The sequence below is a fragment of the Kitasatospora sp. NPDC054939 genome (genome assembly GCF_053610105.1).
Genome location: NZ_JBSGXP010000056.1, coordinates 1 through 24,933 on the forward strand (window position 1 = coordinate 1; position 24,933 = coordinate 24,933).

Annotated in this window: 22 protein-coding genes; 9 read left to right on the plus strand and 13 right to left on the minus strand. The window is 74.2% G+C overall.

Translation table 11 applies throughout. The features are described from left to right. Positions 1 to 31: 31 nt before the first annotated feature. The 4 genes from ACWGB8_RS17955 to ACWGB8_RS17970 are packed head-to-tail and all read right to left on the minus strand — an operon-like array spanning position 32 to position 3,127. The gene (locus ACWGB8_RS17955; protein WP_452214457.1) at positions 32 to 442 is read right to left on the minus strand and encodes a Fur family transcriptional regulator; all 411 of its coding nucleotides are present in this window, start codon (positions 440 to 442) and stop codon (positions 32 to 34) included. A 35-nt stretch (positions 443 to 477) separates the two neighbouring features. Next, positions 478 to 1,407: a metal ABC transporter permease gene (locus ACWGB8_RS17960; RefSeq protein WP_452214458.1), complete on the minus strand. Its 930-nt coding sequence runs from the start codon at positions 1,405 to 1,407 to the stop codon at positions 478 to 480. After that, on the minus strand, positions 1,404 to 2,168 hold the full coding sequence (locus ACWGB8_RS17965; protein ID WP_452214459.1) for a metal ABC transporter ATP-binding protein: 765 nt from the start codon (positions 2,166 to 2,168) through the stop codon (positions 1,404 to 1,406). The genes ACWGB8_RS17960 and ACWGB8_RS17965 overlap by 4 nt, the downstream gene beginning before the upstream one ends. Positions 2,169 to 2,185: 17 nt before the next feature. After that, positions 2,186 to 3,127: a metal ABC transporter substrate-binding protein gene (locus ACWGB8_RS17970; RefSeq protein ID WP_452214494.1), complete on the minus strand. Its 942-nt coding sequence runs from the start codon at positions 3,125 to 3,127 to the stop codon at positions 2,186 to 2,188. Positions 3,128 to 3,343: 216 nt separating this feature from the next. On the opposite strand from ACWGB8_RS17970, the gene ACWGB8_RS17975 reads away from it, so the two are divergent. Then, positions 3,344 to 4,726 (plus strand): glycine--tRNA ligase, encoded by a 1,383-nt coding sequence (locus ACWGB8_RS17975; protein WP_452214460.1) that lies wholly within the window; start codon positions 3,344 to 3,346, stop codon positions 4,724 to 4,726. Positions 4,727 to 4,862: 136 nt separating this feature from the next. On the opposite strand, the gene ACWGB8_RS17980 is transcribed toward ACWGB8_RS17975, so the two are convergent. The 3 genes from ACWGB8_RS17980 to ACWGB8_RS17990 form a co-directional block, all read right to left on the minus strand. Then, positions 4,863 to 6,107 (minus strand): hypothetical protein, encoded by a 1,245-nt coding sequence (locus tag ACWGB8_RS17980; RefSeq protein WP_452214461.1) that lies wholly within the window; start codon positions 6,105 to 6,107, stop codon positions 4,863 to 4,865. A 322-nt stretch (positions 6,108 to 6,429) separates the two neighbouring features. Continuing rightward, positions 6,430 to 7,002, minus strand: a complete 573-nt coding sequence (locus ACWGB8_RS17985; protein ID WP_452214495.1) for an NADAR family protein — start codon at positions 7,000 to 7,002, stop codon at positions 6,430 to 6,432. 85 nt (positions 7,003 to 7,087) lie between these two features. Beyond that, positions 7,088 to 8,653 (minus strand): MFS transporter, encoded by a 1,566-nt coding sequence (locus ACWGB8_RS17990; RefSeq protein WP_452214462.1) that lies wholly within the window; start codon positions 8,651 to 8,653, stop codon positions 7,088 to 7,090. Positions 8,654 to 8,662: 9 nt separating this feature from the next. Between ACWGB8_RS17990 and ACWGB8_RS17995 the strand changes: the two genes are divergently transcribed. From ACWGB8_RS17995 to ACWGB8_RS18020, 6 genes are all read left to right on the plus strand, one after another. Beyond that, on the plus strand, positions 8,663 to 9,592 hold the full coding sequence (locus tag ACWGB8_RS17995; protein ID WP_452214463.1) for a helix-turn-helix transcriptional regulator: 930 nt from the start codon (positions 8,663 to 8,665) through the stop codon (positions 9,590 to 9,592). 150 nt (positions 9,593 to 9,742) lie between these two features. Continuing rightward, positions 9,743 to 10,912: a tRNA dihydrouridine synthase DusB gene (dusB, locus tag ACWGB8_RS18000; RefSeq protein WP_452214464.1), complete on the plus strand. Its 1,170-nt coding sequence runs from the start codon at positions 9,743 to 9,745 to the stop codon at positions 10,910 to 10,912. Between the two features lie 564 nt (positions 10,913 to 11,476). Next, positions 11,477 to 14,185, plus strand: a complete 2,709-nt coding sequence (gene ppdK / locus ACWGB8_RS18005) for a pyruvate, phosphate dikinase (RefSeq protein WP_452214465.1) — start codon at positions 11,477 to 11,479, stop codon at positions 14,183 to 14,185. 267 nt (positions 14,186 to 14,452) lie between these two features. Beyond that, entirely contained in the window at positions 14,453 to 14,965 is a 513-nt protein-coding gene (locus ACWGB8_RS18010; RefSeq protein WP_452214466.1) for a ribonuclease domain-containing protein, read from the plus strand. 106 nt (positions 14,966 to 15,071) lie between these two features. Further along, positions 15,072 to 15,542 carry a hypothetical protein gene (locus ACWGB8_RS18015; RefSeq protein WP_452214467.1) on the plus strand — a complete coding sequence of 157 codons (471 nt, stop codon included), beginning with the start codon at positions 15,072 to 15,074 and terminating at the stop codon, positions 15,540 to 15,542. After that, positions 15,542 to 15,865, plus strand: coding sequence for a transcriptional regulator (locus ACWGB8_RS18020; protein WP_452214468.1), 324 nt, complete (start codon positions 15,542 to 15,544; stop codon positions 15,863 to 15,865). Before ACWGB8_RS18015 ends, ACWGB8_RS18020 begins: the two co-directional genes overlap by 1 nt. Positions 15,866 to 15,921: 56 nt before the next feature. Here ACWGB8_RS18020 and ACWGB8_RS18025 read toward each other — a convergent pair whose 3' ends face one another. The 3 genes from ACWGB8_RS18025 to ACWGB8_RS18035 all read right to left on the minus strand — a co-directional run bounded on the left by ACWGB8_RS18025 (position 15,922) and on the right by ACWGB8_RS18035 (position 17,830). Next, positions 15,922 to 16,665, minus strand: a complete 744-nt coding sequence (locus ACWGB8_RS18025) for a hypothetical protein (RefSeq protein WP_452214469.1) — start codon at positions 16,663 to 16,665, stop codon at positions 15,922 to 15,924. Beyond that, positions 16,656 to 17,006, minus strand: coding sequence for a hypothetical protein (locus ACWGB8_RS18030; RefSeq protein ID WP_452214470.1), 351 nt, complete (start codon positions 17,004 to 17,006; stop codon positions 16,656 to 16,658). The genes ACWGB8_RS18025 and ACWGB8_RS18030 overlap by 10 nt, the downstream gene beginning before the upstream one ends. A gap of 95 nt (positions 17,007 to 17,101) precedes the next feature. Beyond that, positions 17,102 to 17,830, minus strand: coding sequence for a GNAT family N-acetyltransferase (locus ACWGB8_RS18035; RefSeq protein WP_452214471.1), 729 nt, complete (start codon positions 17,828 to 17,830; stop codon positions 17,102 to 17,104). 619 nt (positions 17,831 to 18,449) lie between these two features. Between ACWGB8_RS18035 and ACWGB8_RS18040 the strand changes: the two genes are divergently transcribed. Next, complete coding sequence (locus ACWGB8_RS18040; protein ID WP_452214472.1) at positions 18,450 to 19,394, plus strand: PAC2 family protein; 945 nt, start codon at positions 18,450 to 18,452, stop codon at positions 19,392 to 19,394. 163 nt (positions 19,395 to 19,557) lie between these two features. Continuing rightward, positions 19,558 to 20,568, plus strand: a complete 1,011-nt coding sequence (locus ACWGB8_RS18045) for an SGNH/GDSL hydrolase family protein (protein ID WP_452214473.1) — start codon at positions 19,558 to 19,560, stop codon at positions 20,566 to 20,568. Positions 20,569 to 20,685: 117 nt separating this feature from the next. On the opposite strand, the gene nirD is transcribed toward ACWGB8_RS18045, so the two are convergent. The 3 genes from nirD to ACWGB8_RS18060 are packed head-to-tail and all read right to left on the minus strand — an operon-like array spanning position 20,686 to position 24,868. Beyond that, positions 20,686 to 21,057 carry a nitrite reductase small subunit NirD gene (gene nirD, locus ACWGB8_RS18050; protein ID WP_452214474.1) on the minus strand — a complete coding sequence of 124 codons (372 nt, stop codon included), beginning with the start codon at positions 21,055 to 21,057 and terminating at the stop codon, positions 20,686 to 20,688. Beyond that, on the minus strand, positions 21,054 to 23,612 hold the full coding sequence (gene nirB, locus ACWGB8_RS18055; RefSeq protein ID WP_452214475.1) for a nitrite reductase large subunit NirB: 2,559 nt from the start codon (positions 23,610 to 23,612) through the stop codon (positions 21,054 to 21,056). Before nirB ends, nirD begins: the two co-directional genes overlap by 4 nt. After that, positions 23,609 to 24,868 carry an NAD(P)/FAD-dependent oxidoreductase gene (locus tag ACWGB8_RS18060; RefSeq protein ID WP_452214476.1) on the minus strand — a complete coding sequence of 420 codons (1,260 nt, stop codon included), beginning with the start codon at positions 24,866 to 24,868 and terminating at the stop codon, positions 23,609 to 23,611. Before ACWGB8_RS18060 ends, nirB begins: the two co-directional genes overlap by 4 nt. Positions 24,869 to 24,933 lie beyond the last annotated feature (65 nt).

A 24,933-nucleotide genomic window follows, 5' to 3' on the forward strand; every position in this document is an offset into this window, starting at 1 on the left:
GGACGCGTCCCGCGGGCCCTTCGCCGTGCTGTCAGAGCTTCTTGGCGCACTCCGCGCAGCTGCCGAAGATCTCCAGCGTGTGCGCGATGTCGACGAAGCCGTGCTCGGCGGCGACCGAGTTGGCCCACCGCTCGACGGCCGGCCCCTCCACCTCGACGGTCGCGCCGCAGTGCCGGCAGACCAGGTGGTGGTGGTGGCCGCTGCTGCAGCGGCGGTAGACGGCCTCGCCGTCGGCGGTGCGCAGCACGTCGACCTCGCCGGCGTCGGCGAGGGACTGCAGGGTGCGGTAGACCGTGGTCAGGCCGACCGAGTCACCCCGGTGCTTGAGCAGGTCGTGGAGCTCCTGCGCGCTGCGGAAGTCCGCGATCTCGTCCAGGGCCGCCGAGACGGCGGCGCGCTGCCGGGTCGACCGGGCGCGCGGCGACTGGCCTGCGGTGGTCACCGTGGGTCCTCCAGTGGGTGTGGGCGTCTCGCACCTCATTGTGCCAGCCCGGCCCCGCGAGCCGGATCGGTCGCGTCGGAGGAAGTGGGGGAGGGCAGTTGGACGTCGCACACGGCGGGCCCGGTCTCGGCCGGTGAGACCCGGTGCCGGCGCCGGGCCAGCGGCCCGGCCAGCGCGCTCAGCACCGCGAACACCGCGATGGCGAGCAGCACGATGGCCGGGCCGGGCGGGAGTTCGGCCTCGTAGGAGGCGGTGACGCCGACCAGCGAGACGATCACGCCGAGGGCGATCGAGGCGGCCTGGGTGGCGGCGAAGGAGCGGGTGACCTGCTGGGCGGCCACCACCGGGACCACCATCATGGCGCTGACCAGCAGCAGGCCGACGACCCGCATGGCGACCGTGACGGTGACCGCGGCCGTCACCATGAGCAGCAGGTTGAGCATCCGCACCGGCACGCCGGTGACCCGGGCGAAGCCCTCGTCCTGGCAGATCGCGAAGAGCTGGCGGCGCAGGCCGAGGGTGACCAGGGCGACCACCGCGCCGAGCCCCGCGATGGCGGCGAGGTCGCCGGGGGAGACGGTCAGGATGGAGCCCCACAGGTAGCTGTCCAGGGAAGCGCCGCCCTGGGCGGACTTGTCGGCGAGCAGCTTGCCGCAGGCCATGCCGCCGTAGAAGAGCACGGCGAGGGCGATGTCCCCGCGCTGGTTGCCGCGGGAGCGGACCAGCTCCATCAGGACGGCGCTGACCACGCAGACCAGCACGGCCATCCACACCGGGTCGGTCTGGAAGAACAGGCCCAGGCCGACGCCGGTCATCGCGACGTGGCCCATGCCGTCGCCCATCAGCGCCTGCCGCCGCTGCACGAGGTAGATGCCGACGGCGGGCGCGGTGCAGCCGACCAGGACGGCGGCGAGCAGCGCCCGCTGCATGAAGTCGTACGAGAGCATCTCGGTCAGGTCGATCATGCGAGGAGCCTCGGCGGGGTGTGGTCGGCGTGCGGGTGGACGTGGTCGTGGCCGGGCAGGGCGTGCAGGCCGGTATTGGGGACGGGCGGGCCGTCGTGGGCCACGCAGCCGTCCCGCAGCACCACGGCGCGGTCGATCAGCGGCTCCAGCGGCCCGAGTTCGTGCAGCACCAGGAGAACGGCGGCGCCGCGGGCGACCTCGGCCTTCAGGGTGTCGGCGAGCACCTGCTGGCTGGCGGCGTCGACCCCGGCCATCGGCTCGTCCATGATCAGCAGGTCGGGGGCGCCGACCAGGGCGCGGGCGATCAGCACCCGCTGCTGCTGGCCGCCGGAGAGGTCGGCCACGCCGTCGCCGGCGCGGTCCAGCATGCCGACGGACGTCAGCGCGGCGTCCACCGCCTCGCGGTCCCGGCGGCGGAACGGCAGCAGCCGGTGCTGCGGGAGCCGGCCGGTGGAGACCACCTCGCGCACGGTGGCCGGGACCCCGGAGGCGGCGGTGGTGCGCTGCGGCACGTACCCGATGCGCCGCCAGTCGCGGAAGCGCGCGAACGGGGTGCCGAACAGCTCCAGGGCGCCGTGCTCCAGCGGCACCGCGCCGATCACGGTCTTGACGGTGGTGGACTTGCCGGAGCCGTTGGCGCCGAGCAGGGCCACCACCTCGCCGGGGCGGACGGTGAGGTCGACCCGGCGCAGCACCGGCCGCCCGCCCTGCGAGGCGACGGCGCCGCGGAGGTGGACGGCCGCTGGTGTTCCGTTCTTCATCGGGTGCTGTGGTCCCGTCAGCCGGTGGCGCCGAGGGCGGCCTGGAGGTTGGTGAGGTTCTGCTTCATCACGGTCAGGTAGGTGTCCTTGGCCGGGTCCTTGACGCCCTCCAGGGGGTCCAGGACGGCAGTCTTGAGGCCGAGGTCCTTGGCGACGGTCTCGGCGAGCTTGGGGCTGGCCAGGGTCTCGAAGAAGACGGTGGTCGCGCCGTTGTCCCGGGCGGCCTTCTGCACGTCGGCGAGCCGGGCCGGGGTGGGCTCGGACTCCGGGTCGATGCCGTTGATGGCGACCTGGGTGAGGCCGTAGCGCTCGGCGAGGTAGCCGAAGGCGGCGTGGCTGGTGATGAAGGTCTTGGTCTTCGCACCCTTCAGGCCGTCCTGGAACTCCTTGTCCAGGGCGGTGAGCCGGCCGACCAGCTCCTCGGTGTTCTTGCGGTAGTCGGCGGCGTGCGCCGGGTCGGCCTTGGCGAACTCCTCGCCGACGCTCTTGGCGACCTGGGCGTAGCGGGTCGGGTCGAGCCACAGGTGCGGGTCGCCGGCGGACCCGTCGTGGTCGTGGCCGTCGCCCTCGGCGTGGCCCTCCTCGTGGTGCTGCTCCAGCGGGCCGGCCGCGGTCGCGTCGACCCGGTGCTTGGCCTCGGACTGGGCGACCGCCTTGTCGACGTTGGGCTGGAGGCCCTTGAGGTAGACCACCGCGTCGGCCTTCCGGACGGTGCCGATCTGCTTGGCGGTGAGCTCCAGGTCGTGCGGTTCGACGCCGGCCGCGGTGAGGCCGGTGACCTTGACGTGCTCGCCGCCGATCTGCGCGGCGAGGTACTCCATCGGGTAGAAGGAGGCGACGACGTCCAGCTTGCCGGCGCCCTTGGCGCTGCTGTCGCCGCCGCACGCGGTGAGCAGGAGCGCGGCGGAGAGGGTGGTGGCGGCGAGGGCTATGGAGCTGCGAGCACGTCGTCGGATCATCATGACAACCATTCTCAACTTAGATGGAAATGATTGTCAAATCACTCGGATGGTCGTACCGAGGAGGTGGCGGGGAGGTGGCGGGGAGGTGGCGCACCCGCTCCTGGCTGGTCGATACCGATTTGAACCGCGTACCCGTATGGCCGGTAACCTGAGGTATTCGGGTACGCGCAACCAGCCGCACCCTCACCGCGCCGTCGTACTGAAGAGAGCACTGTGGCCGCCGACAAGATCGAGACGATCGTCAGCCTGAGCAAGCGCCGTGGCTTCGTCTACCCCTGCAGCGAGATCTATGGCGGCACGCGTGCCGCCTGGGACTACGGGCCGCTGGGCGTCGAGCTCAAGGAGAACATCAAGCGCCAGTGGTGGCGTGCGATGGTCCAGGCGCGGGAGGACGTCGTCGGACTCGACTCGTCGGTGATCCTGGCCCGCGAGGTCTGGGAGGCCTCCGGCCACGTCGCCACCTTCAACGACCCGCTGACCGAGTGCCTCTCCTGCCACAAGCGCCACCGGGCCGACCACCTGGAGGAGAAGTACGAGGCCAAGCACGGGCACCTGCCGGCCAACGGCCTCAAGGACATCAACTGCCCCGACTGCGGCACCAAGGGCTCCTTCACCGAGCCCAAGGAGTTCTCGGGCATGCTGAAGACCCACCTCGGCGTCACCGAGGAGGCCGGCGGCCTGGCCTACCTGCGCCCGGAGACCGCGCAGGGCATCTTCACCAACTTCAGGGCCGTCCAGACCACCTCGCGCAAGAAGCCGCCGTTCGGCATCGCCCAGGTCGGCAAGAGCTTCCGCAACGAGATCACCCCCGGCAACTTCATCTTCCGGACCCGCGAGTTCGAGCAGATGGAGATGGAGTTCTTCGTCAAGCCGGGCGAGGACGACGAGTGGCACGAGTACTGGCTCCAGCAGCGCTGGAACTGGTACGTCGACCTCGGCCTGCGCACCGAGAACATGCGCTTCTTCGAGCACCCGAAGGAGAAGCTCTCCCACTACGCCAAGCGCACGGTGGACATCGAGTACCGCTTCAACTTCGGCGGCCAGGAGTTCTCCGAGCTGGAGGGCGTCGCCAACCGCACCGACTACGACCTGGCGGTGCACAGCGAGCACTCCGGCCAGGACCTCAAGTACTTCGACCAGGAAGCCAACGAGCGGTACTTCCCGTACGTCATCGAGCCGGCCGCGGGCCTCAACCGCGCCATGCTGGCCTTCCTGCTCGACGCCTACTTCGAGGACGAGGCGCCCAACGCCAAGGGCGTCATGGAGAAGCGCGTCGGCATGCGGCTGGACCCGCGCCTGGCCCCGGTCAAGGTCGCGGTGCTCCCGCTCTCCCGCAACGCCGACCTCTCCCCGAAGGCCCGCGGGCTGGCCGCCGACCTGCGCACCGCCTGGAACGTCGAGTTCGACGACGCCGGCGCGATCGGAAAGCGCTACCGCCGCCAGGACGAGATCGGCACGCCGTTCTGCGTCACCGTCGACTTCGACACCCTTGAGGACAACGCGGTGACCGTCCGCGAGCGCGACACCATGGCGCAGGAGCGCGTCTCGCTCGACCAGGTCAAGTCCTACCTGGCGGCCCGCCTCATCGGCTGCTGACGCCACCCCCCGGGTGGGAGCCCCCGTACGCCTCCGGGCGGGCGGGGGCTCTGCGTTCTCCGGGTCCTTCGTGTTTCTGCGCCGGGTGCTCCGCGACGTCCGCGCCGGGTGCTCCGCGACGCCCGCCGGGTGCCGGTCAGCGGCGGTTCCACCAGGAGCGCTGCGGCGCGGAGACGGCGGTCGGCAGCCCGGCCGAGCGCAGCGCGGCGTAGGTGGTGCGGTGGCGGGCGGCGTCGGCGGCCAGCGCGGTCAGCAGCTCGTCGTACAGCTCGCGCCGGCTGTCCGGCTCCGTCAGGGAGCTCAACGCACCGGCCAGCCGGGCCAGTTCCGCGGGCGGGCGGAGCGCGGCAAGCTCGTGGATCAGCATCGGGGCGAGCGGCACCGGGAGCGCGGCGGCCAGTTCGGCGAGATCGGCGGCGGGCCGGCCGGCGGCCTGGCGCAGCAGCGTCCGGACGTCCTCGGCGCGGCCGGAGCCGTGCAGTCCGGCGGCCAGCGCGGCCAGCCGGTCGGTCGGCGCGGAGCCCCACTCCCAGAGCAGGGTGGCGCCGTCGGCGTGCTGCCCGGCGTCCTCCAGGGCCGCCAGCAGGGCGGGCAGCGCGGCGGCCGGGTAGCTCCACAGGGCGTGGAAGAGCTCGGTGGCCTCCTCGGTCAGTCCGGCCTGGCGCAGTTCGCCGAGGGTCCGGGCGGCCTGGCGGGGCGCACCCTGCGCGGCGGCGCGGGCCAGCCGGCGGGAGGCTCCGCCCGGGGACAGCAGCCCGGCCAGCCGGGCCACGTCGGACGGGGCGAGCCGGGTGGCGGCCCGGGCCAGCAGGGCGTTCACCTCCTCGGCGGGCCCGGTGCGGCCGAGGTCGGCGATCCGGGAGGCGAGCGCGGTCAGTTCGGCGGCGGAGCGGCGGCGGGGCGGGGCGGGGGCGGGCTGCGGGGGCAGCAGCGGGTGCGGCTGCGGGGCGGGTTCGGCCGGGGCCTGCCGGACGCCGCCGAAACGGGCGCCGGTCGCGGGCGGCGGCGGTGCCAGCTGCGGCGGGGCGGCCTGCGGCGGGGCGGCCGGGGCGGTCGGCTCGTACCCGGTGCCGGCGAACCGCGCCCCGGTCGGTTGGTGCGGGATGAGGTCGCGCAACCGTCCCTCGACGGACTGCAGTTGCTCGCTCAGCTCCGAGCAGCGGGCGCCCAGCCCCTCGCGCAGCGTCCGCGCCTGGGCGAGCCGGTGCAGCAACTCCTCGTCGGGGCGGTCCTGTTGCCGGACGGCCTCGGACAACCGGCGCTCGCGCTGGGTGGCGTACTGCCGGGCGCGCAGCAACTCGTCGAGTTCGGCCCGCAGTTCCTCCGCCTCCTGGGCGGGTTGGGTGCTCCGGCCCGGTTGTGCCGGTGATGGTGTTCGCATGGTGACCGTCCCGCCCCGTTCGCCTGACCCTGACTTCCGGTCATCCTGGCGTCGCGATACGGCGGACGCGTTACGTCCGTGCGTCCAACGGTTTGCAACTCGCGTCCGGCGCTGCGGTGCCGGCCGGGTGCGGCGGCGGATCCGGTCCGCGTGGCGGGCCCGGTCCGGGGGCGCTGAGCTGCGGGGTCGCCGTCGGCGCACGCCGCCGTAGGCGGGTGCGGCGGGCCGCCCCGTCCGTGCGCCGTTTCGGGAGCCCGTAACGGCGCACGGACGGGCTGGGGGCGCGCGCGACGGGGCGCTCACGCCCCCCGTCCGGCGGGGGTCACTCCGCAGCGAGCCGGGTGCGGGCCTCCATCAGCGCGAAGCCGAGCAGGTTCTCGCCGCGCCACTGCGCGGGGTGCGGGGCCCGCTCGTCCTCGGCGGCCAGGCCGATGCCCCAGATCCGGTCCATCGGGCTGGCCTCCACCAGGACCCGCTGCGCCGTGCCGAGCAGATAGGCGCGGAGCGCCTCGTCCTGACCGAACTTGGCGACGTTCCCCTCCACCACCAGGGCGAACCGCCCGGCCCGCCAGACCGCGTCGTCGAAGCCGCGGACCTGGCGGCCCAGGCTCTTCGCCTCGGCGGGCGTCCGGGCGGCGAGGATGCGCGGCACGATCGCCTCGTCGCCGAACATCCGGGCCTTGCCGGCCATCATCCAGTGCTCGGCCGTCGCGTACGACACCCCGTCGACGGTGAACTCCCCGCGCCACCACTGGCTCAGCGACCCCGCGCCGATCGAACCGTCCCGCTGCGGCTGATGGCCCCAGAACATCACCCACTTCGGCTGCGCGCCGAGCGCGACCGCCGTCACGAGATCGGCCCGGTTGCGGGCGGCGAGCGGGTCGACCTGCTGCATGTCCGTCATATCGTCATCCTGACACGAAGGGGGTGGCGGCGGCCAACGGCTTTTGCGCGAGCCCGGAGCCGTCAGCCGCCGACCGTCAGCCGATCGAGCGGGGGAGCCGGAGGGTCAGGCCGAACACCGCGCACGAGCCCAGCAGCTGGATGCCGAGGCAGAGCGCGAGCGCACGTGCCTCGCCGAGCCCGGGCGCGAGCGCCAGGTAGAGCGAGCCGAGGGTGGCGACGCCGAGCGCCAGCCCCGACTGGTGGCTGGTGGCGAGGACCCCGCTGCCCACGCCCGCCCGGTCGGCGGGCACCCCGGCGAGCACCACCCGGAACAGCGGGGTCCCGATCAAACCCTGGCCGACACCCGCCAGCGCCACACCCGGCGCCATCCGCAGCGGGGTCAGCCCCGGCCAGTCGGCGAGCACGGTCAGCGCCAGCACCGCCAGGCCCGCCGCCTGTACGGCGGCCCCGGCCGTCAGGACCCGGCTGCCGAAGCGGCCGATCAGCCGCGGGCCCGCCAGCGAGGCGGTGAAGTAGCCGGCGGCCATCGGCGCCAGCGCCCAGCCCGCCGCGACCGGCCCGAGGTGCAGGCCCTGCTGCAGGGCGATCGCCACCACGAACATGAAGCCGCCGAACCCCCCGAAGAAGGGGAGGGCGATCCCCAGCCCCCGGCGCAGCTCCGGGATCCGCAGCAGGCTCGGCGGCACCAGGGCGTCCCCGCCGCGCCGTTCGGTCCGGTGCTCGACCACGGCGAAGGCGGCGGCGAGCGGCGGGAAGAGGGCGAGCAGCAGCCACGACCAGAGCGGCCACCCCGCGGCCCGGCCCGCCATCAGCGGCACCAGCAGGGCGAGCAGCGCGCCGGTCAGCAGCAGGGTGCCGGGCACGTCGACGCGGGCGGCCCGTTCGGCGCGGCTCTCCGGCACGTACCGCAGGGCGAGGAGCGCGGCCAGTACGGCGAACGGTACGTTCAGCAGGAAGACCGGACGCCAGCCGGAGCCGAACAGCTCGGCGGCGACCAGCACCCCGCCGAGCACCTGCCCCACCACCACGGAGATCCCGGCGACCGCCCCGTAGACGCTCAGCGCCCGGCCGCGCCGGGCCCCGGTGGTGGCGGCGGTGATGGTGCCGAGCACCTGCGGGACCAGCAGGGCCGCCGAGGCGCCCTGGGCCGCGCGGGCGGCGACCAGCGACCACGCCCCCGGGGCGAGACCGCAGGCCAGCGAGGTGACGGCGAAGGCGGCGGAGCCGGCGACGAACAGCCGGCGCCGCCCGTACGTGTCGCCGAGCCGGCCGCCGACGACCAGCAGCACCGCGAAGGCGAGGCCGTAGCCGGCGGCGACCAGCTCCAGCACGGCCGGGCCGGCGGCGAGCTCGCGGTCGATGGTGGGCAGGGCGACGTTGACGACGAAGAAGTCGAGGAACGGCAGGAACGCACCGAGCAGGACGGTGGCCAGCCCGGCCGGTCCCAGGGCGGGCACGGCGGGGGCCGTCCGCGCGGGCGCCGCGGTGGCGGTCGGCGGAGCTGCGGGCGGGGCGGGACGGGTGGCGGTGGTGAGGTCTCGGATCACGGACACCACGATCGAAGCTCCGTCAGCCTGGTACCAGAGTGCACTTATCCAGGTATCAGGAGTACCTGGCACCGAGGATCGGCCGTCCGCCATGCTGGGGGCATGAGCCCCACCCGCGCTCCCGCCGCTCCGCCCGCCCCCACCCGCGCCTCTGCTCCGGGGCCCGCCCACGCCCCCGCCCACGCCCCCGCGCCGGCCGGACCGGCCGAGGCCCGCCGGCACGAGCTGGCCGCCTTCCTGCGCAGCCGCCGGGAGCGGATCGCCCCGGAGCAGGTCGGCCTGCCGACCACCGGCCGCCGCCGGACACCGGGCCTGCGGCGCGAGGAGGTGGCGCAGCTCGCCGCCGTCGGGGTCACCTGGTACACGTGGCTGGAGCAGGGGCGCGCGATCCAGGTCTCCGTGCAGGTGCTGGACGCGGTGGCCCGGGCGCTGCTGCTCGACCCGGCCGAGCGCTCGCACCTGTTCGTCCTGGCGGGCGCGGAGGACCCGTCGCCGGTCAGGCAGTGTGCGGCGGTGACCCCGGCGGTCCGGCTGGTGCTGGAGCAGATGTCGCCCTTCCCGGCCGCGGTGGTCAACGCCCGATTCGACGTGCTGGCGCACAACCCCGAGTACACCTGGCTGGTGGGCGACCTCGACGCGCTGCCGTTCGAGGACCGCAACCTGCTGTGGATGGCCTTCATGCCCTCGCGCTTCCGGGAGGTGCTGGTCGACCACGAGGCCGAGCGCGAGGCGATGGTGGCGCGGTTCCGCTCGGGGATGGCCGACCACGCCGCCGAACCGGCCTGGAAGGCGCTGCTCACCCGGCTGCGGTCGGCCTCGCCGGACTTCGAGGCGGCCTGGCGGCGGCACGACGTGCAGCATCCGGGCAACGGGGTGAAGCGGTTCCTGCTCCCGGGGATCGGGCTGCTGCACTGCGATTACACCGGCTTCTGGCTCGGTCCGCGCCCCAGCACCCGGCTCGTGGCGTACACCCCGCGCGACGACGCGACCCGCGCGCGGATGGCGCTGCTGGCGGGCGGGCTCCCGCAGTAGCGGGCCGGGGGCGGTCCGCCGGAGCCGGTCCGCCGGGGGCGACCCGCCGCGCCGCCGGGGCCGGTCAGCCGGAGCCGGTCCGCCGGGCCGATCCGCCGGGTGGGGGACAATGAAGAGTCCCGAGCCCGCCGTCCAGAGGATCCGCCGCGCATGACCGCCACGCCCGACACCCCCGCGACCGCCTCCGGGTTCGCGCCGCTCAGCATCGGCCCGATGCAGGTGTGGCCGCCCGTCGTCCTGGCGCCGATGGCGGGGATCACCAACGCGCCGTTCCGGACCCTGTGCCGGGAGCAGAGCGGCGGCAAGGGCCTGTTCGTCAGCGAGATGATCACGACCCGGGCGCTGGTCGAGCGCAACGCCAAGACCATGCAGCTGATCAGGTTCGACCCGAGCGAGAAGCCGCGCTCCATCCAGCTGTACGGGATCGACCCGGTGACCGTCGGCAAGGCGGCCCGGATGATCTCGGACGAGGGCCTGGCCGACCACATCGACCTCAACTTCGGCTGCCCGGTGCCCAAGGTGACGCGCAAGGGCGGCGGCTCGGCCCTGCCGTACAAGCGCAACCTGCTGCGGGACATCCTGCGCGAGGCGGTCGCCAACGCCGGCGACCTGCCGGTGACCATGAAGATGCGCAAGGGCATCGACGACGACCACCTCACCTACCTGGACGCCGGGCGGATCGGCGCCGAGGAGGGGGTGTCCGCGATCGCCCTGCACGGCCGCACCGCCGCCCAGCACTACGGCGGCACCGCCGACTGGTCGGCGATCGCGCGGCTGCGGGAGTCCGTTCCGGCGCACATCCCGGTGCTCGGCAACGGCGACATCTGGGCGGCGGACGACGCGGTGCGGATGATGCGCGAGACCGGCTGCGACGGCGTGGTGGTCGGCCGCGGCTGCCTGGGGCGCCCGTGGCTGTTCAAGGACCTGGTCGCGGTCTTCGAGGGTGACACCGACTACGCCCGCCCGGTCTTCGCCGACGTGGCGCGGGCGATGGTGCGCCACGCGCAGCTGCTCGGCGAGTGGATCGGCGACGAGGCGCGCGGGGTGATCGACTTCCGCAAGCACGTCGCCTGGTACACCAAGGGCTTCTCGGTCGGCTCCGAGCTGCGGGTGAAGCTGGCCAACTCCTCCTCGCTCGCCGAGTTGGCCGAAACCCTGTCCTCGGTGGAGCAGGACCAGGGCTGGCCGGCGGGCGCGGACGGCCCGCGCGGGCGGACCAGCGGCAACAACCGGGTGGTCCTGCCCGAGGGCTGGTTGGACGATCCGTACGACTGCGCCGTTCCGAGCGCTGACGCCGAATCGGACAGCTCCGGCGGATGATCTGTACTCGGCGGCAGAAATGCCCCTGAGGGGGCGGTGGCCGCCGCGTCCGAGCCCTCTTGGCCGATCTGGCCAAGAGGGCTCCTTTTCGGCGTGTCGATGTCACGGAACGGCAACGTCCGTGGACGCAGTGCGACGATCGGACGAGGTTGCCTACGCACAACTGGTGAGATGCGCTCGTGACGCTTGCCACATACGCTCGCGGCGCCGGCGGCCCGATGCGACGAAATGGACAGGTCGGGGGTGGATCGCTTCCCGAAGGGGGGCGGCGGAGGATCGGCCGGTCGGTATGCAGGAAATCAAGCCGGGGCAACACGGTGGACGGTCGGCCATCACCCTCCGTCCGCATCGTGTGATCTTCGGGTTTCCGATCGTTCAAGAGTTGAAGGCAAGCTAGCGTCAGGGGGACGATTTCACCAACAGAGGTGAACGCCTTTATGTGCATTCGATCTGCCGGGTTACTAATGGGTACTGGCCTCGTACGGCCTATTGGCGGCGCGGAAGTGCCTTCGAAATGGGTATGTTCTCCGGCGTCAGGGCAACCGTGTGCGAGGAGACCGACCCGTGCCGTCCCAGCAGAAGTTTGTTTACTCCTTCACCGAAGGAAACAAGGACCTCAAGGATCTTCTTGGTGGCAAGGGCGCGAACCTGGCCGAGATGACCAACCTGGGCCTCCCGGTCCCCCCGGGGTTCACCATCACCACCGAGGCCTGCAAGGTCTTCCTGGAGACCGGCAGCGAGCCGGCCTCGCTGCACGCGGAGATCAGCGCCCACCTGGAGGCCCTTGAGGCCGAGATGGGCAAGAAGCTCGGACAGGCGGACAACCCGCTGCTGGTCTCGGTGCGCTCCGGCGCCAAGTTCTCCATGCCCGGCATGATGGACACCGTCCTGAACATCGGCCTCTCCGACGTCTCGGTGCAGGGGCTGGTCGCCCAGTCCGGCAACGAGCGGTTCGCCTGGGACTCCTACCGCCGCCTGGTCCAGATGTTCGGCAAGACCGTGCTGGGCGTCGACGGCGAGCTGTTCGAGGAGGCCCTGGACGAGGCCAAGCACGCCAAGGGCACCACCAGCGACCTGGACCTGGATGCTTCCGACCTCCGGGAACTCGTCGAGGTGTTCAAGGGCATCGTCGAGCGCGAGACCGGCCGGGCCTTCCCGCAGGAGCCGCGCGAGCAGATGGACCTCGCCGTCCACGCCGTCTTCCACTCCTGGAACGGCGACCGCGCCCGGCTGTACCGCCGCCAGGAGCGCATCCCGAACGACCTGGGCACCGCGGTCAACGTCTGCACCATGGTCTTCGGCAACCTCGGCGAGGACTCCGGCACCGGCGTCGCCTTCACCCGTGACCCCTCCACCGGCCACCAGGGCGTCTACGGCGACTACCTGTCCAATGCCCAGGGCGAGGACGTCGTCGCCGGCATCCGCAACACCCTGCCGCTGTCCGAGCTGGAGAAGCTCGACAAGAAGTCGTACGACGAGCTCATGGCGATCATGCAGAAGCTCGAGAACCACTACCGCGACCTCTGCGACATCGAGTTCACCATCGAGCGCGGCAAGCTCTGGATGCTGCAGACCCGTGTGGGCAAGCGCACCGCCGCCGCCGCCTTCCGGATCGCCGTCCAGCTGGTCGACCAGGGCCTGATCGACCTGGACGAGGCCCTGATGCGGGTCACCGGCGGCCAGCTCTCGCAGCTGATGTTCCCGCGCTTCGCCCCGACCGCCGAGTCCAAGCAGATCGCCTGGGGCCTCGCCGCCTCGCCCGGCGCCGCGATCGGCAAGATCGTGTTCGACTCGTACACCGCGGTGAAGTGGTCGCGCTCCGGTGAGAAGGTCATCCTGGTCCGCCGCGAGACCAACCCGGACGACCTGGACGGCATGATCGCCGCCGAGGGCATCCTCACCTCGCGCGGCGGCAAGACCTCGCACGCGGCCGTCGTCGCCCGCGGCATGGGCAAGACCTGTGTCTGCGGCGCCGAGGAGCTGGAGGTCGACACCAAGCGCCGCCGGATGACCACCGCCGACGGCCTGGTGCTGGAGGAGGGCGACGTCGTCTCGATCGACGGCGCGACCGGCAAGGTCTACCTCGGCGAGGTGCCCGTGCTGCCCTCCCCGGTGGTGGAGTACTTCGAGGGCACCCTGCACGCGGGCGCCGACGTCCAGGGCGGCCTGGTCCAGGCCGTGCACCGGCTGATGTCGCACGCCGACGGCCGCCGCCGCCTCGCGGTGCGCGCCAACGCCGACAACGCCGAGGACGGCGGGCGCGCCCGCCGCTACGGAGCCCAGGGCATCGGCCTGTGCCGCACCGAGCACATGTTCCTCGGTGAGGAGCGCCGCAAGGAGGTCGAGCACCTGATCCTGGCGGACAACGACAAGGACCGCGAGCTCGCCCTCTCCACCCTGCTGCCGATGCAGAAGGGCGACTTCCTGGAGCTCTTCCAGGCGATGGACGGACTGCCCGTCACCGTCCGCCTGCTCGACCCGCCGCTGCACGAGTTCCTCCCGGACATCACCGAGCTGTCGGTGCGCGTCGCCCTCGCCGAGGCCCGCAAGGACCCGAACGAGAACGACCTGCGCCTGCTCCAGGCGGTGCACAAGCTGCACGAGCAGAACCCGATGCTCGGCCTGCGCGGCGTCCGCCTCGGCCTGGTCATCCCCGGCCTGTTCGGCATGCAGGTCCGCGCCATCGCCGAGGCCGCGGCCGAGCGCAAGCTGGCGGGCGGGGACCCGCGCCCCGAGGTGATGATCCCGCTGGTCGGCACCGTCCAGGAGCTGGAGCTGGTCCGCGACGAGTGCGAGCGCGTGCTGGCCGAGGTCTGCACCTCCACCGGCGTGCAGCTCGACATCAAGCTCGGCACCATGATCGAGCTGCCGCGCGCCGCCGTCACGGCCGGCCAGATCGCCGAGGCCGCCGAGTTCTTCTCCTTCGGCACCAACGACCTCACCCAGACCGTCTGGGGCTTCTCCCGCGACGACGTCGAGGCCTCGTTCTTCACCGCCTACCTGGAGAAGGGCATCTTCGGGGTCTCCCCCTTCGAGACCATCGACCGGGACGGCGTCGGCTCGCTCGTCAGGCACGCCGTCGAGGCCGGCCGGGCCACCCGCCCCGACCTCAAGCTCGGCGTCTGCGGCGAGCACGGCGGCGACCCGGACTCGGTCCACTTCTTCCACGAGGTGGGGCTGGACTACGTCTCCTGCTCCCCCTTCCGGATCCCGGTGGCGCGCCTGGAGGCCGGCCGCGCCGCCATCGAGTCTGCGGGCAGCGACTCGCGCTGACCGGGGGTGGGCACCCGCTTCGCCAGGCATCGGCGGGGTGGGGTCCAACCACCGGCACGGCGCGGTCAGTCGCTGACCGCTTCCCCTCCCGCCGTCTGAGCTGGCGCGAGGGGCGTACACCGGAGCTCGGCGCAGGAGAACCGGCGTACGTGATGCGGCCGGGGCGGGAACGGACAACGGCGTCCGTCCCCGCCCCGGCCGCCGGCATTTCCGGGCCGCCGGGGCGCCTTCGCGTGCCGTGCGGCGGCCCGCTGCCAGGCTGGGGGGATGTCCAGTCCGAGCGGTCGGAACCGCCTGATCGTCATCGTCGCCACCCTGCTCTGCGGGGTGGCCGCGGCCCTCGCGTACGGCCTCGCGGGCTCCGGCGCCGACCCCGGTCCCGAGGCCGGCCCGTCCCCGGCCTCCTCGCCGACACCCGCCTCCGCCGCCGCCTCCGCGTCGCGCCCGGCGTCCGCGCCCGCCTCGGCGGCGACCGGCTGGACCCCCTCCGACCCGGGGCTCGCGGACGTCTGCCGCACCCGGCTCCCGGCGCAGGCCGACCGCACCCTGGTCCTGATCGCCCAGGGTGGGCCGTACCCCTACCGCGCGGACGGCACCGTCTTCCAGAACCGGGAGAACCGCCTGCCCCGCAGGGCGTCCGGCTACTACCGCGAGTACACCGTCACCACCCCCGGGGCCACCGACCGCGGCGCCCGGCGGATCGTCACCGGCGGCGCGGGCGAGCAGTACTGGACGGCCGACCACTACACGACCTTCGAGGAGATCGACGCGCGCTGCTGAAAGTACTTTCCAATCAGGAAAGTAGATGCCACACTGGAATCAGCGACCACGCGACCGCGTGTCGACGCGCCGGCTGCGTCCGCGCGTCCGTCCAGAGGGGGATTCCATGAGCAGTTCCGCGTCCGAGCACCTGTCCGCCGCTGAGGCCCTGCGCCTCGCCGAGCAGGCCCGCGCCGCCTCCGGGGACCCGGCCCGGCTGCCCGCCTGGTACGGCCCGGCCTTCGGAGCCGGCTTCACGCTGTACGGCACCGGGCTCGGCCAGGTCATCGGCTCGGACCAGCCGTGGATGGTCGGGGTCGTCGCCGCCGGGTTCGCCGCCCTCACCGGCGCCCTGGCCGCGCTCGCCTCCCGGCAGGGCGGCATCGTGCGCCGCACGGCGCCGGGCATCGGCGGCCCGGTCGTGCTGGCGGTGCTGTCCGTCATCGGCGCCGCGCTGGCCGGGCTGCTGCTCGCCCTCGCGGCCGGCGGCGGGGCGCGCTCGATGGGCGCCGTCGCCGGGATCGCGGCGGGCGCGGCGTTCTGGATCGCCTCCGGGCGGCTGAACGCCTTCGTCGAGCGCCGCTCCGGGAAGCGCTGATGCCCTCCGACGCGCTCGACGCCCTGCTCCAGCACCCGACCCGGCTGACCGTGCTGGCCTTCCTCAGCGGCTGCCGCGAGGCCGAGTTCGGCGTGGTGCGGGACTACTGCGAGGTCTCCGACTCGGTGCTCAGCAAGGCCGCGAGCGCCCTGGAGGAGGCGGGGTACGTGGCGGTGAAGAAGGGGTACGTCGGCAAGCGCCCGCGCACCTGGCTCGCCGCCACCGGGGCCGGCCGGACCGCGCTCGCCGACCACCTCGCCGTCCTCCAGCGGCTGGCCGCCGCGGCCGGGGCCGCCGGCGCCCGGCACGACGCGCCCGCCTGACGGCCCGCCCGACGCGCCCGCCCCGCCCGGGCCCGCAGCCAAGGGCCCCGGACGGTCTACCGGCGGGCGCGCTGCCAGCTGATCCGGCGGTGCGCGGCGTGCGGGCCGGTCGCGAGCAGGGTCCGGAGCTGCTCCAGGACCGGCCCCGGGTCGCGGCGCAGCTGCAGCGGGGTCGCCCGGACGACCGGGAGGCCCGCCGCGGTGAGCCGGTTGGCCGGGCCGGGCCGTGCTCGTGGTCGGCCGGGCACAGGTGCCAGGCGCGCGAGTCGATCTCCAGGGCCACGCAGGCGTCCGGCCAGTAGGCGTCCGGTACGGCGAGGAAGCGGCCGTCCAGGTGCAGCACCGGGTTCCAGAGCGGCTCCGGCAGCCCGGTGCCGAGCAGCAAGCTCGCGGGTCTCGCCCTCGGCCACCGAGCGCACCCCCGCCGCCAGCTCCTCCACCACCCGGGCCACCCCGGGCCGCTCAGCGGCGTCCGGCCGGGCGAGCAACTGGTCCAGCAGCTCGCCGAGTTCGCAGCGCCGGCGCTGCACCGCCTCGGCGCACAGCGCCCGGTAGCGGCGCTGCCCGTCCGCCCCGGGCGCGAGATCGGCCAGGGCCCGGGCGACCGTGGTGCTCCACAGTCCGTCGTCGCGCCGCAAGCCGCCCGGCATCGGCCCGGCCGCCCGGTGGACCCGGACGAAGGAGCGGTCGGCCACCCGCCGCCCGGCCGGTACCAGCACGTCGACCTCCGCGAGGTCCGCCGGGTGGCCCGCACTGGGCAGCCCGGCGTCCGCCAGGACCGCCCACCCGGTCAGCAGCACCCCGCCTCCGCGAGGTCCGCCGGGTGGCCCGCACCGGGCAGCCCGGCGTCCGCCAGGACCGCCCACCCGGTCAGCAGCACCCCGCCGTCCCGCGGCGCCGCGCCCTTCGGCGCCGCGTACGCGAGGGCCGCCCGCAGCCGCTGGTGCGCGGTCAGCCGTCCGCTCTGCAGGCAGATCACCCAAGGCAGCACCTGCTGCCAGGGCCCGCCCGGCCGCAGCCGGTGCGCGATCGTGCCGGAGGGCACCCCGAGCCCGACCAGCTGGGCCCGGGTGACGACGTGCTGCTGGTCGGCGCCGAGCAGCAGCAGCGGGGAGAGCGCCTCGATGCGGGTCAGGCCCACCTGCTGCCCACCGGGGTCGGCGGCATGCGGAACACCACCCGGTGGGGGAGTGCGGTACGGGGCGTTGACGGCGGCGGGCGGGCCGCCGGGGGAGGTCAGGCCGGGATCAGGCGCCCGGCGCCACCGCCGTGTCTAAGGCACTCCTGGTTGATCGCGCGGTCCGGCGCGCTCGGCGAGGTGGCGGCGGCGATCCGCAGCTCGATGATGTCGCGGACGGCCGGCCACTCGGAGTCCAGGATCGAGTAGAAGGCGGTGGAGCGGACCACGCCGTCCAGCCCGCGCGAGTGGGCCCGGCGGACACCCTCCGAGGTGGCCCCGAGCCGCTCGATGGCGGCCCGCGAGCGCAGGTTGCGGGCGTCGGCGCGGAGCGAGATCCGCTGCACCCCCCACTCCTCGAAGGCGTGGCGCAGCATCAGCAGCTTGGCCTCGGTGTTGATGCCGGTGCCCTGGGCGCGCGGGGAGAGCCAGGTGTTGCCGATCTCGGCGGCGTCCGGGACGGCGGTCGCCGGGTCGCCGTGCGGCACGCCGGGGGCCGGCGGCCAGACCATCGGCCCCTTCCAGTAGTCCAGCTCCAGGAAGCGGGTGGAGCCGACCACCCGGCTGTCGGCCGTACTCACCGTGGCGAACGGCAGCGAGCGGCCCGCGGCCCGGTCGGCGAGGGCGCGCGCGATGTAGTCGCGGGCCGCTTCCAGGCCGTGCGGGACGGGGGTGAAGGCGTAGGTCGTACGGTCCTCGGCGCCGGCCATGGCGAGGGCCTCGGCGTGGTGCGCGGCGAGGGGCTCCAGCCGCACGGTGCGGCCGGTGAGGATGACAGGTACGGGCACGGAAACCTTCGGTCCTTCGGCGGTCGGAGGGGTCCCTCGTGCCGGGGGGAGGCAGGAGGGGCGGTGGGACGTTTCGCCCCGGCTCCGGTGGTGCCGCCCGTGCCGGTGCACGCCGGAGGTCCGGCGGGCGGTGCGGGGGTGGCGGCCCGGAGGCGGGCAGCGCGGTGCCGGAACGGACACGGGTCCACGGACCGGTCCGGCGGGGATGAGCGAGGGGACAGTGTGCGTCCGCGAGATGGCCGAGGAGGGAACGAGAGCGCGAAGGGAAGCAGGCGGCCAGGTGAAGGCAAGATGCGTCGTGGGGGGCTGGCCGCGCAGCGGTCCGGGACGCGGTCGACGGCGTTACGGTACGACGTGACGACGACGCGACGATGCGAGGCAGCGAGAGGACGATACCTGCCAGAAGGCGGTGCGTCACTTCGCGGCACACGAATGGTCCCCCGCGCCGTCGACCGTCCGACCCGGAAGGGCCACCGGACGCCTCTGACCAGGGGTTTTCCATCCGGGTGCGATCATGGTCCGGGCGGCGGTCGGCGGGGCGGGAATTCCCGTGACGCGCGGCGCGCTGGAGACAGGGACAAGGACGGACGACGAGTAGAGATCGGGGTGTGGGTGCACGGTGCGTGATCCCCAGTCGCTGTACGAGCTGGACCAGCAGGGCGTGGCCGCGGTGGCCGCGGCGAACGCGGCCCTGCGCGACACCGGCGCCGGCCTCGTGCTGCTGCACCACTTCGAGGGCTTCATGGACGCCGGCGAGGCCGGCGGCCAGGTCGTGGACCACCTGCTGGAGCAGGGCGACGTGCAGGTGGTGGCCCGCTTCGACCACGACCGCCTGGTCGACTACCGGGCCCGCCGCCCCGCGATGCTCTTCGACCGCGAGCGCTGGTCCTCCTACGACCCGCCGGAGATCCTGCTGCAGCTGGTGCACGACGCGGCCGGCGCGCCGTTCCTGTTGCTCAGCGGCCCCGAGCCGGACGTCGAGTGGGAGGCGTTCACGGCCGCCGTGCGGCAGCTGGTGGAGCTGTTCGACGTCCGGCTGACGCTGGACTTCCACGGCATCCCGATGAACGTGCCGCACACCCGCCCGGTCGGGCTGACCCCGCACGGCACCCGGCTCGACCTCGCCGCCGGGTACCCGGTCTGGTTCGAGCAGGCCCAGGTGCCGGGCAGCGCGCAGGCGCTGCTGGAGTACCGGCTCGCCGAGGCCGGGCACGACGTGCTGGGCTTCGCGGTGCACGTGCCGCACTACATCGCCCGGTCGGCCTACCCGGCGGCGGCGGTGCTGATCCTGGAGGCCGTCCAGTCGGCGACCGGCCTGGTGCTGCCGGGGACGCAGCTGCGCGAGCGCGGCGCCGAGGTGCACGCCGAGATCGAGGAGCAGTTGGCGCACGGCGACGGCGAACTGCGCTCCGCCATCCAGGGGATGGAGGGCCAGTACGACGCGGTGGCCGGTGCCGAGAGCCGGGAGAGCCTGCTGGCGGAGCCGGTGGACCTCCCCTCGGCGGACGAGCTGGGCCGCCGCTTCGAGCAGTTCCTGGCCGAGCACGAGCGCGGGCCGGAGTAGTCGAACCGGAGCGGTCGGCCTGCGGGCCTGCCCGGCGGATTCGGCCGAAAACAGCCCCGGCGGCGGGAGTCATCGGTGCCCGCCGTTCGTTGGGCCTGCGGTGCTCGGGGGACGGGCTGCCGAACGGAGAAGACACCCGACTCCTGCCCCAGGGGGATCTTTCGTGTGGACGCACAGGCGCCCGACCGCCGTCGTGACGGCGGTCCTGGCCGCATCGCTGCTGGCCGGCTGCACCGGTGACGACGACCCGCCGTCCACCGCCGGGGCCGCCGCGTCGCCGGCCCGGACGGGTGCGGCGACCGCCGAACGCAGCCCGGCCGCGCCGACGACCCCGCCGCCGGTCGGCCCGTACGTCGCGCTCGGCGACTCCTACACCTCGGGGCTGAAGATCGCCCCGCAGGTCGGCGAGCCGACCGGGTGCGCCCGCTCGGCGGTCAACTACCCGTCGCTGGTCGCGAAGGAGCTGGGCCTGTCGTTCGCCGAGGTGCGGGACGTCAGCTGCAGCAGTGCCAGGACCGGCGACCTGACCGGCCCGCAGAAGGTGTCCGGCGGGGTCAACCCGCCGCAGCTGGACGCGCTCACGCCGGCGACCCGGCTGGTGACGGTGGGGATCGGCGGCAACGACGCCGGCTTCATGGAGGTCGTCGGCCAGTGCGCCAAGGAGAACCTGGTGGACGCGGTTAAGGGCCTGGTCACCGAGGGCGGCCGGGGTGCGGCGCCGTGCCGGGAGCACTACTCCTCCGCCGACGGCGCGGCCGGCGACCAGGTGCAGCGCAAGGTGGACGAGGCCGGGGAGCGGCTGGGCCGGGTGCTGCAGGAGATCAAGCGGCGTTCCCCGCAGGCCCGGGTCCTCGTGGTCGGCTACCCGTCGCTGCTGCCGGCCGACCCGCTGACCTGCGTGCCGGTGCTGGGCCGCGCGGTGGCGCCGGCCGACCTCGGCTTCCTGGCGGAGAAGGAGCAGCAGCTGAACGCGATGCTCAGGGGGCGGGCGCAGGCTGCGGGAGCGGTGTTCGTGGACACCGCGGGGCCGTCGGCCGGTCACGACATGTGCTCCGGGGAGGGGGTCCGCTGGGTGGAGCCGCCGTTCCCGGCCGCGGGACTGGCCGCCATCCACCCCAACGCCCGCGGGCAGCAGGGCGTGGCGACGGCCGTGCTCAAGGCGATCCGGCCCTGACGCCGGTCCCAGCCCGAATCCCGCCCGGCCCGACTCCTGCCCGCCCCGAATCCCGGCGGCCCCGGACGGCGGGGAGCCGTCCGGGGCCGGTCCGGCTCGGGCCGGGAGCCCGCGGGGTCAGACCACCCGCACCGGGTGGACGTCGATCCGCACCTCCGGGTCGTCCAGGCACTCCCCGGTGGCCAGGTCGAAGCGCTGCTTCAGCAGCGGCGAGGCGACGTAGACCCGGCCGTCCGCGGTGGAGCCGAGCAGTCCGCGGGAGAGCACCTGGGCGCCGGTGAACGGGTCCTGGTTGGCGACGCCGTAGAGGCGGTCGTGGCGGTCGCGGAAGACCGCGGCCTGCCGGCCGTCCGGCAGCAGGGCGGCCACGCCGCGCCCGTGCCCGAGGCGCTCCAGCGCGCAGACCGGGGTCCAGGCGCCGTCGTGCCGGAGCTCGACGACGGCGGTGGCGGAGGCGACGGTGGGGAAGGGGGTGGCGACGGTGCTCATCCGATGGTCTCCAGGAGAAGGGCGGGCGTGGTCAGGAGCGGCCGGATCTGCTCGCGCTCCGGGGTGAAGCGGATGCTCGGGTCCTCGGTGCCGGGGGCGTTGACGAAGGAGACGAAACGGGCCAGCCGCTCCGGGTCGGCCAGGGTGGCGGCCCATTCGTCCTGGTACTCGGTGACGTGGCGGGCCATCAGGGCCTCCAGGTCGGCGGCGATGCCGAGGCTGTCGTGCACCACGACGTCCCGGACGTGGTCGAGCCCGCCGTCGATCCGCTCCAGCCAGGCCGAGGTGCGCTCCAGCCGGTCGGCGGTGCGGATGTAGAACATCAGGAACCGGTCGATCAGCCGGATCAGCTCGGCGTCGGAGAGGTCCTGGGCGAGCAGGTCGGCGTGGCGCGGGGTGGCGCCGCCGTTGCCGCCGACGTAGAGGTTCCAGCCGTTGGAGGTGGCGATCACCCCGAAGTCCTTGCCGCGGGCCTCGGCGCACTCCCGGGCGCAGCCGGAGACGGCCGACTTGAGCTTGTGCGGCGAGCGCAGGCCCCGGTAGCGCAGCTCCAGGTGGATGGCCATGGCGACGGAGTCCTGCACCCCGTAGCGGCACCAGGTGGAGCCGACGCAGGACTTCACGGTGCGCAGCGACTTGCCGTACGCGTGGCCGGACTCGAAGCCGGCCGCGACCAGCCGGGTCCAGATCAGCGGCAGCTGTTCGACCCGGGCGCCGAAGAGGTCGATCCGCTGACCGCCGGTGATCTTGGTGTAGAGGCCGAAGTCCCGGGCGACCTCGCCGATGACGATCAGCTTCTCGGGGGTGATCTCACCGCCGGGGATGCGCGGGACGACCGAGTACGAGCCGTTCTTCTGCAGGTTGGCCAGGAAGTGGTCGTTGGTGTCCTGCAGGGCGGCCTGCTCGCCGTCCAGGATGTGCCCGGAGGCGTCCAGCTCGGGGGCGAGCGAGGCGATGATCGAGGCGACGGTCGGCTTGCACACCTCGCAGCCCTCGCCGTCCAGCCGCCCGTGCCCGTCCAGCAGCTGCCGGTGGGTGCTGATCCGCTTGACCCGGACGATCTCGAACAGCTCGGCCCGGGTGTGCGCGAAGCAGGGGCACAGGCCCTTGTCGACCTCGACGCCGCCCGCCTCCAGCTCCTCGGTGACCAGGGTGGAGAGCAGCTTGATGCAGGAGCCGCAGCCGGTGCCCGCCTTGGTGCACTGCTTGACCTGCGGCACCGTGGTGCAGCTGTGCTCGGTGACGGCGGCCCGCACCTGGCCCTTGGTGACGTTGTGGCAGTTGCAGACCACGGCGTCGTCCGGCAGCGCGGCCCCGCCCAGGGCGACCGCCGGGGCCGCCCCGGCGGGCAGCACCAGCGACTCGGCGGGCACCGGCAGCGGCTTGCCGGTGCCGGTCAGCGGCCGCAGCATGGCGTACGCCTCGGCGTCGCCGACCAGGATGCCGCCGAGCAGCGCCCCGTCGGCGGTGACGACCAGCTTCTTGTAGACGCCGGCCCGGGAGTCGGAGTAGACGACGTCGAGGGCGCCGGCGGTGGTGCCGAAGGCGTCGCCGAAGCTGGCGACGTCCACCCCGAGCAGCTTCAGCTTGGTCGACAGGTCGGCGCCGGTGAACGGCTCCGGGGCCTGCTCGGCCAGCTGCCGGGCGACCGTGGCGGCCATCTCGTAGCCGGGCGCGACCAGCCCGTACACCCGGCCGTCGACCGCCAGCGCGCACTCGCCGATGGCGTACACCGCGGGGTCGGAGGTCCGGCAGAACTCGTCGACCGCGATGCCGCCGCGCTCGCCGACCGTCAGCCCGGCGTCCCGGCCGAGCTGGTCGCGGGGGCGGACGCCGGCCGAGAACACCACGAGGTCGGTCTCCAGCCGGCTGCCGTCGGTGAACGTCATGGCGGCGGCCCGGCCGTCCGCGGCGGGCTCCACCGCGCTGGTGCCGACACCGGTGTGGACGACCACGCCCATCTCCTCGATGGTGCGCCGCAGCGCCTCGCCGCCGCCGTCGTCGACCTGCACCGGCATCAGCCGGGGCGCGAACTCGACCACGTGGGTCTCCAGGCCGAGCCCCTTGAGCGCGCCCGCCGCCTCCAGCCCGAGCAGCCCGCCGCCGACCACCGCGCCGACCTTCGCCCCGGCCGCGTACGACTCGATGGCGCGCAGGTCCTCGATGGTGCGGTAGACGAAGCAGCCTTCGGCGTCCTTGCCGGGCACCGGCGGGACGAACGGGTAGGAGCCGGTGGCCAGGACGAGGGTGTCGTAGCCGATCTCCTGCCCGCTCGCGGTGGTGACGGTCCTGGCGGCCCGGTCGATCGCGGTGGCCGGGTCGGCGAGCCGGACCTCGAAGCCGAGCCCGTCCAGTGCGGGCAGCAGCAGGTCGGTGGGCGTCTTCCCGGAGAAGTACGAGGTCAGCGCGACCCGGTCGTACGCCGGTCGGGGCTCCTCGGCGAGCACGACGACCCGGTAGCGGTCGGCGGCGCCGGCGTCGGCCAGGGCTTGCAGGAAGCGGTGGCCGACCATGCCGTAGCCGACCAGGACGACGGTGGGCTTGGTGGTGGTCATCGGGTCCCTCCCGGGGTCGTTGCGGTGGTGATGAGGTGCAGTGGGTGGTGGGGGAGTGCCAGATCGCCCTGCCAGGTGTCGGCGACGGTGCCGAGGGTGGTGAGGTCGCCGAGCAGGACGCCGCCGACCAGCCGGTCGCCGCCGCCCTCGTCCCGGCGGACGATCACCTTGCGGTAGCTGCTCCGGGCGGCGTCGGCGAGCCGCACCACCCGGTCCTCGGGCCCGGCGGGCCCGGTCTCGCCGAAGGCGGCGACGTCCAGCGGGGCGGCCCCGCCGAGGGTGAGCCGGGTGAGCAGCCGGCTGCCGGTGTACGCGGCGGGGCGGCCGGCCAGCCGCGCGGCCAGCACGTCGGCCTGCTCCAGGGCGGGCCCGGCCAGGCCGTACACGGTGCCGCGGTGCTCGGCGCAGTCGCCGACGGCGTGCACGTGCGGGTCGGCGGTGCCGAGCCGGTCGTCGACGAGGACGCCCTCGCGCACCGCGAGGCCGGCCTCCGCGGCGAGCCCGGTGCGCGGACGCACCCCGACCGCCACGACCAGCAGTTCGGCGGCCAGCCGGTAGCCGTCGGCGAGCTCCACCCCGGTGACCCGGCGGTCCGCGGTGAGCACGGACCGGGCCCGGCACTCGGTGTGCACCTCGACGCCCAGCGCCTCCAGGTGCCGGCGCAGCAGCCCGGCGCCCTCCGGGTCGAGCTGGCGCTCCATCAGGTGCTCGCCCTGGTGGGCCAGCACCACCTGGACGCCGCGTTCGGCCAGCGCCCGCGCCGCGCTCACCCCGAGCAGCCCGCCGCCGACCACGACCGCCTGCCGGACGCCCGGGAGGTGGGCGGCGATCGCCGCGCAGTCCGCCATCGTGCGGAAGGCGAACACCCCGGCGGGCAGTTCGCCCGGCCCGCCGCCGGCGCCGTCGAACAGTCCGCGCAGCGGCGGCAGCACCGGGTTGCTCCCGGTGGCGAGCACCAGGTCGCCGTAGGCCAGCTCCGAGCCGTCCGCGCAGTGCACCAGGCGGCGGTCGCGGTCGATCCGCACCACCCGGCCCGGCCGGCGCACGACGCCCGCGGGGAGCTCCCCGAGCGCGGCCACCTCGGGCCCGTACCGCCCGGCCAGCACCTCGGCCAGCAGCACGCGGTTGTAGGCGGGGCCGTCCTCCTCGCCGACCAGCACCACCTCGCGGCCCCCCGGGGCCCCGAGCTGCAGTGCCAGCCGGTGGCCGGCCATCCCGCCGCCGACGATCACCACACGGCTCTCGGTTGCTGTCATGGACCAACCCTCGCGGCCGCCTGTTTCCCACCCGCTCCCCGTCGGTTTCGGCTCCGGAACTTCCA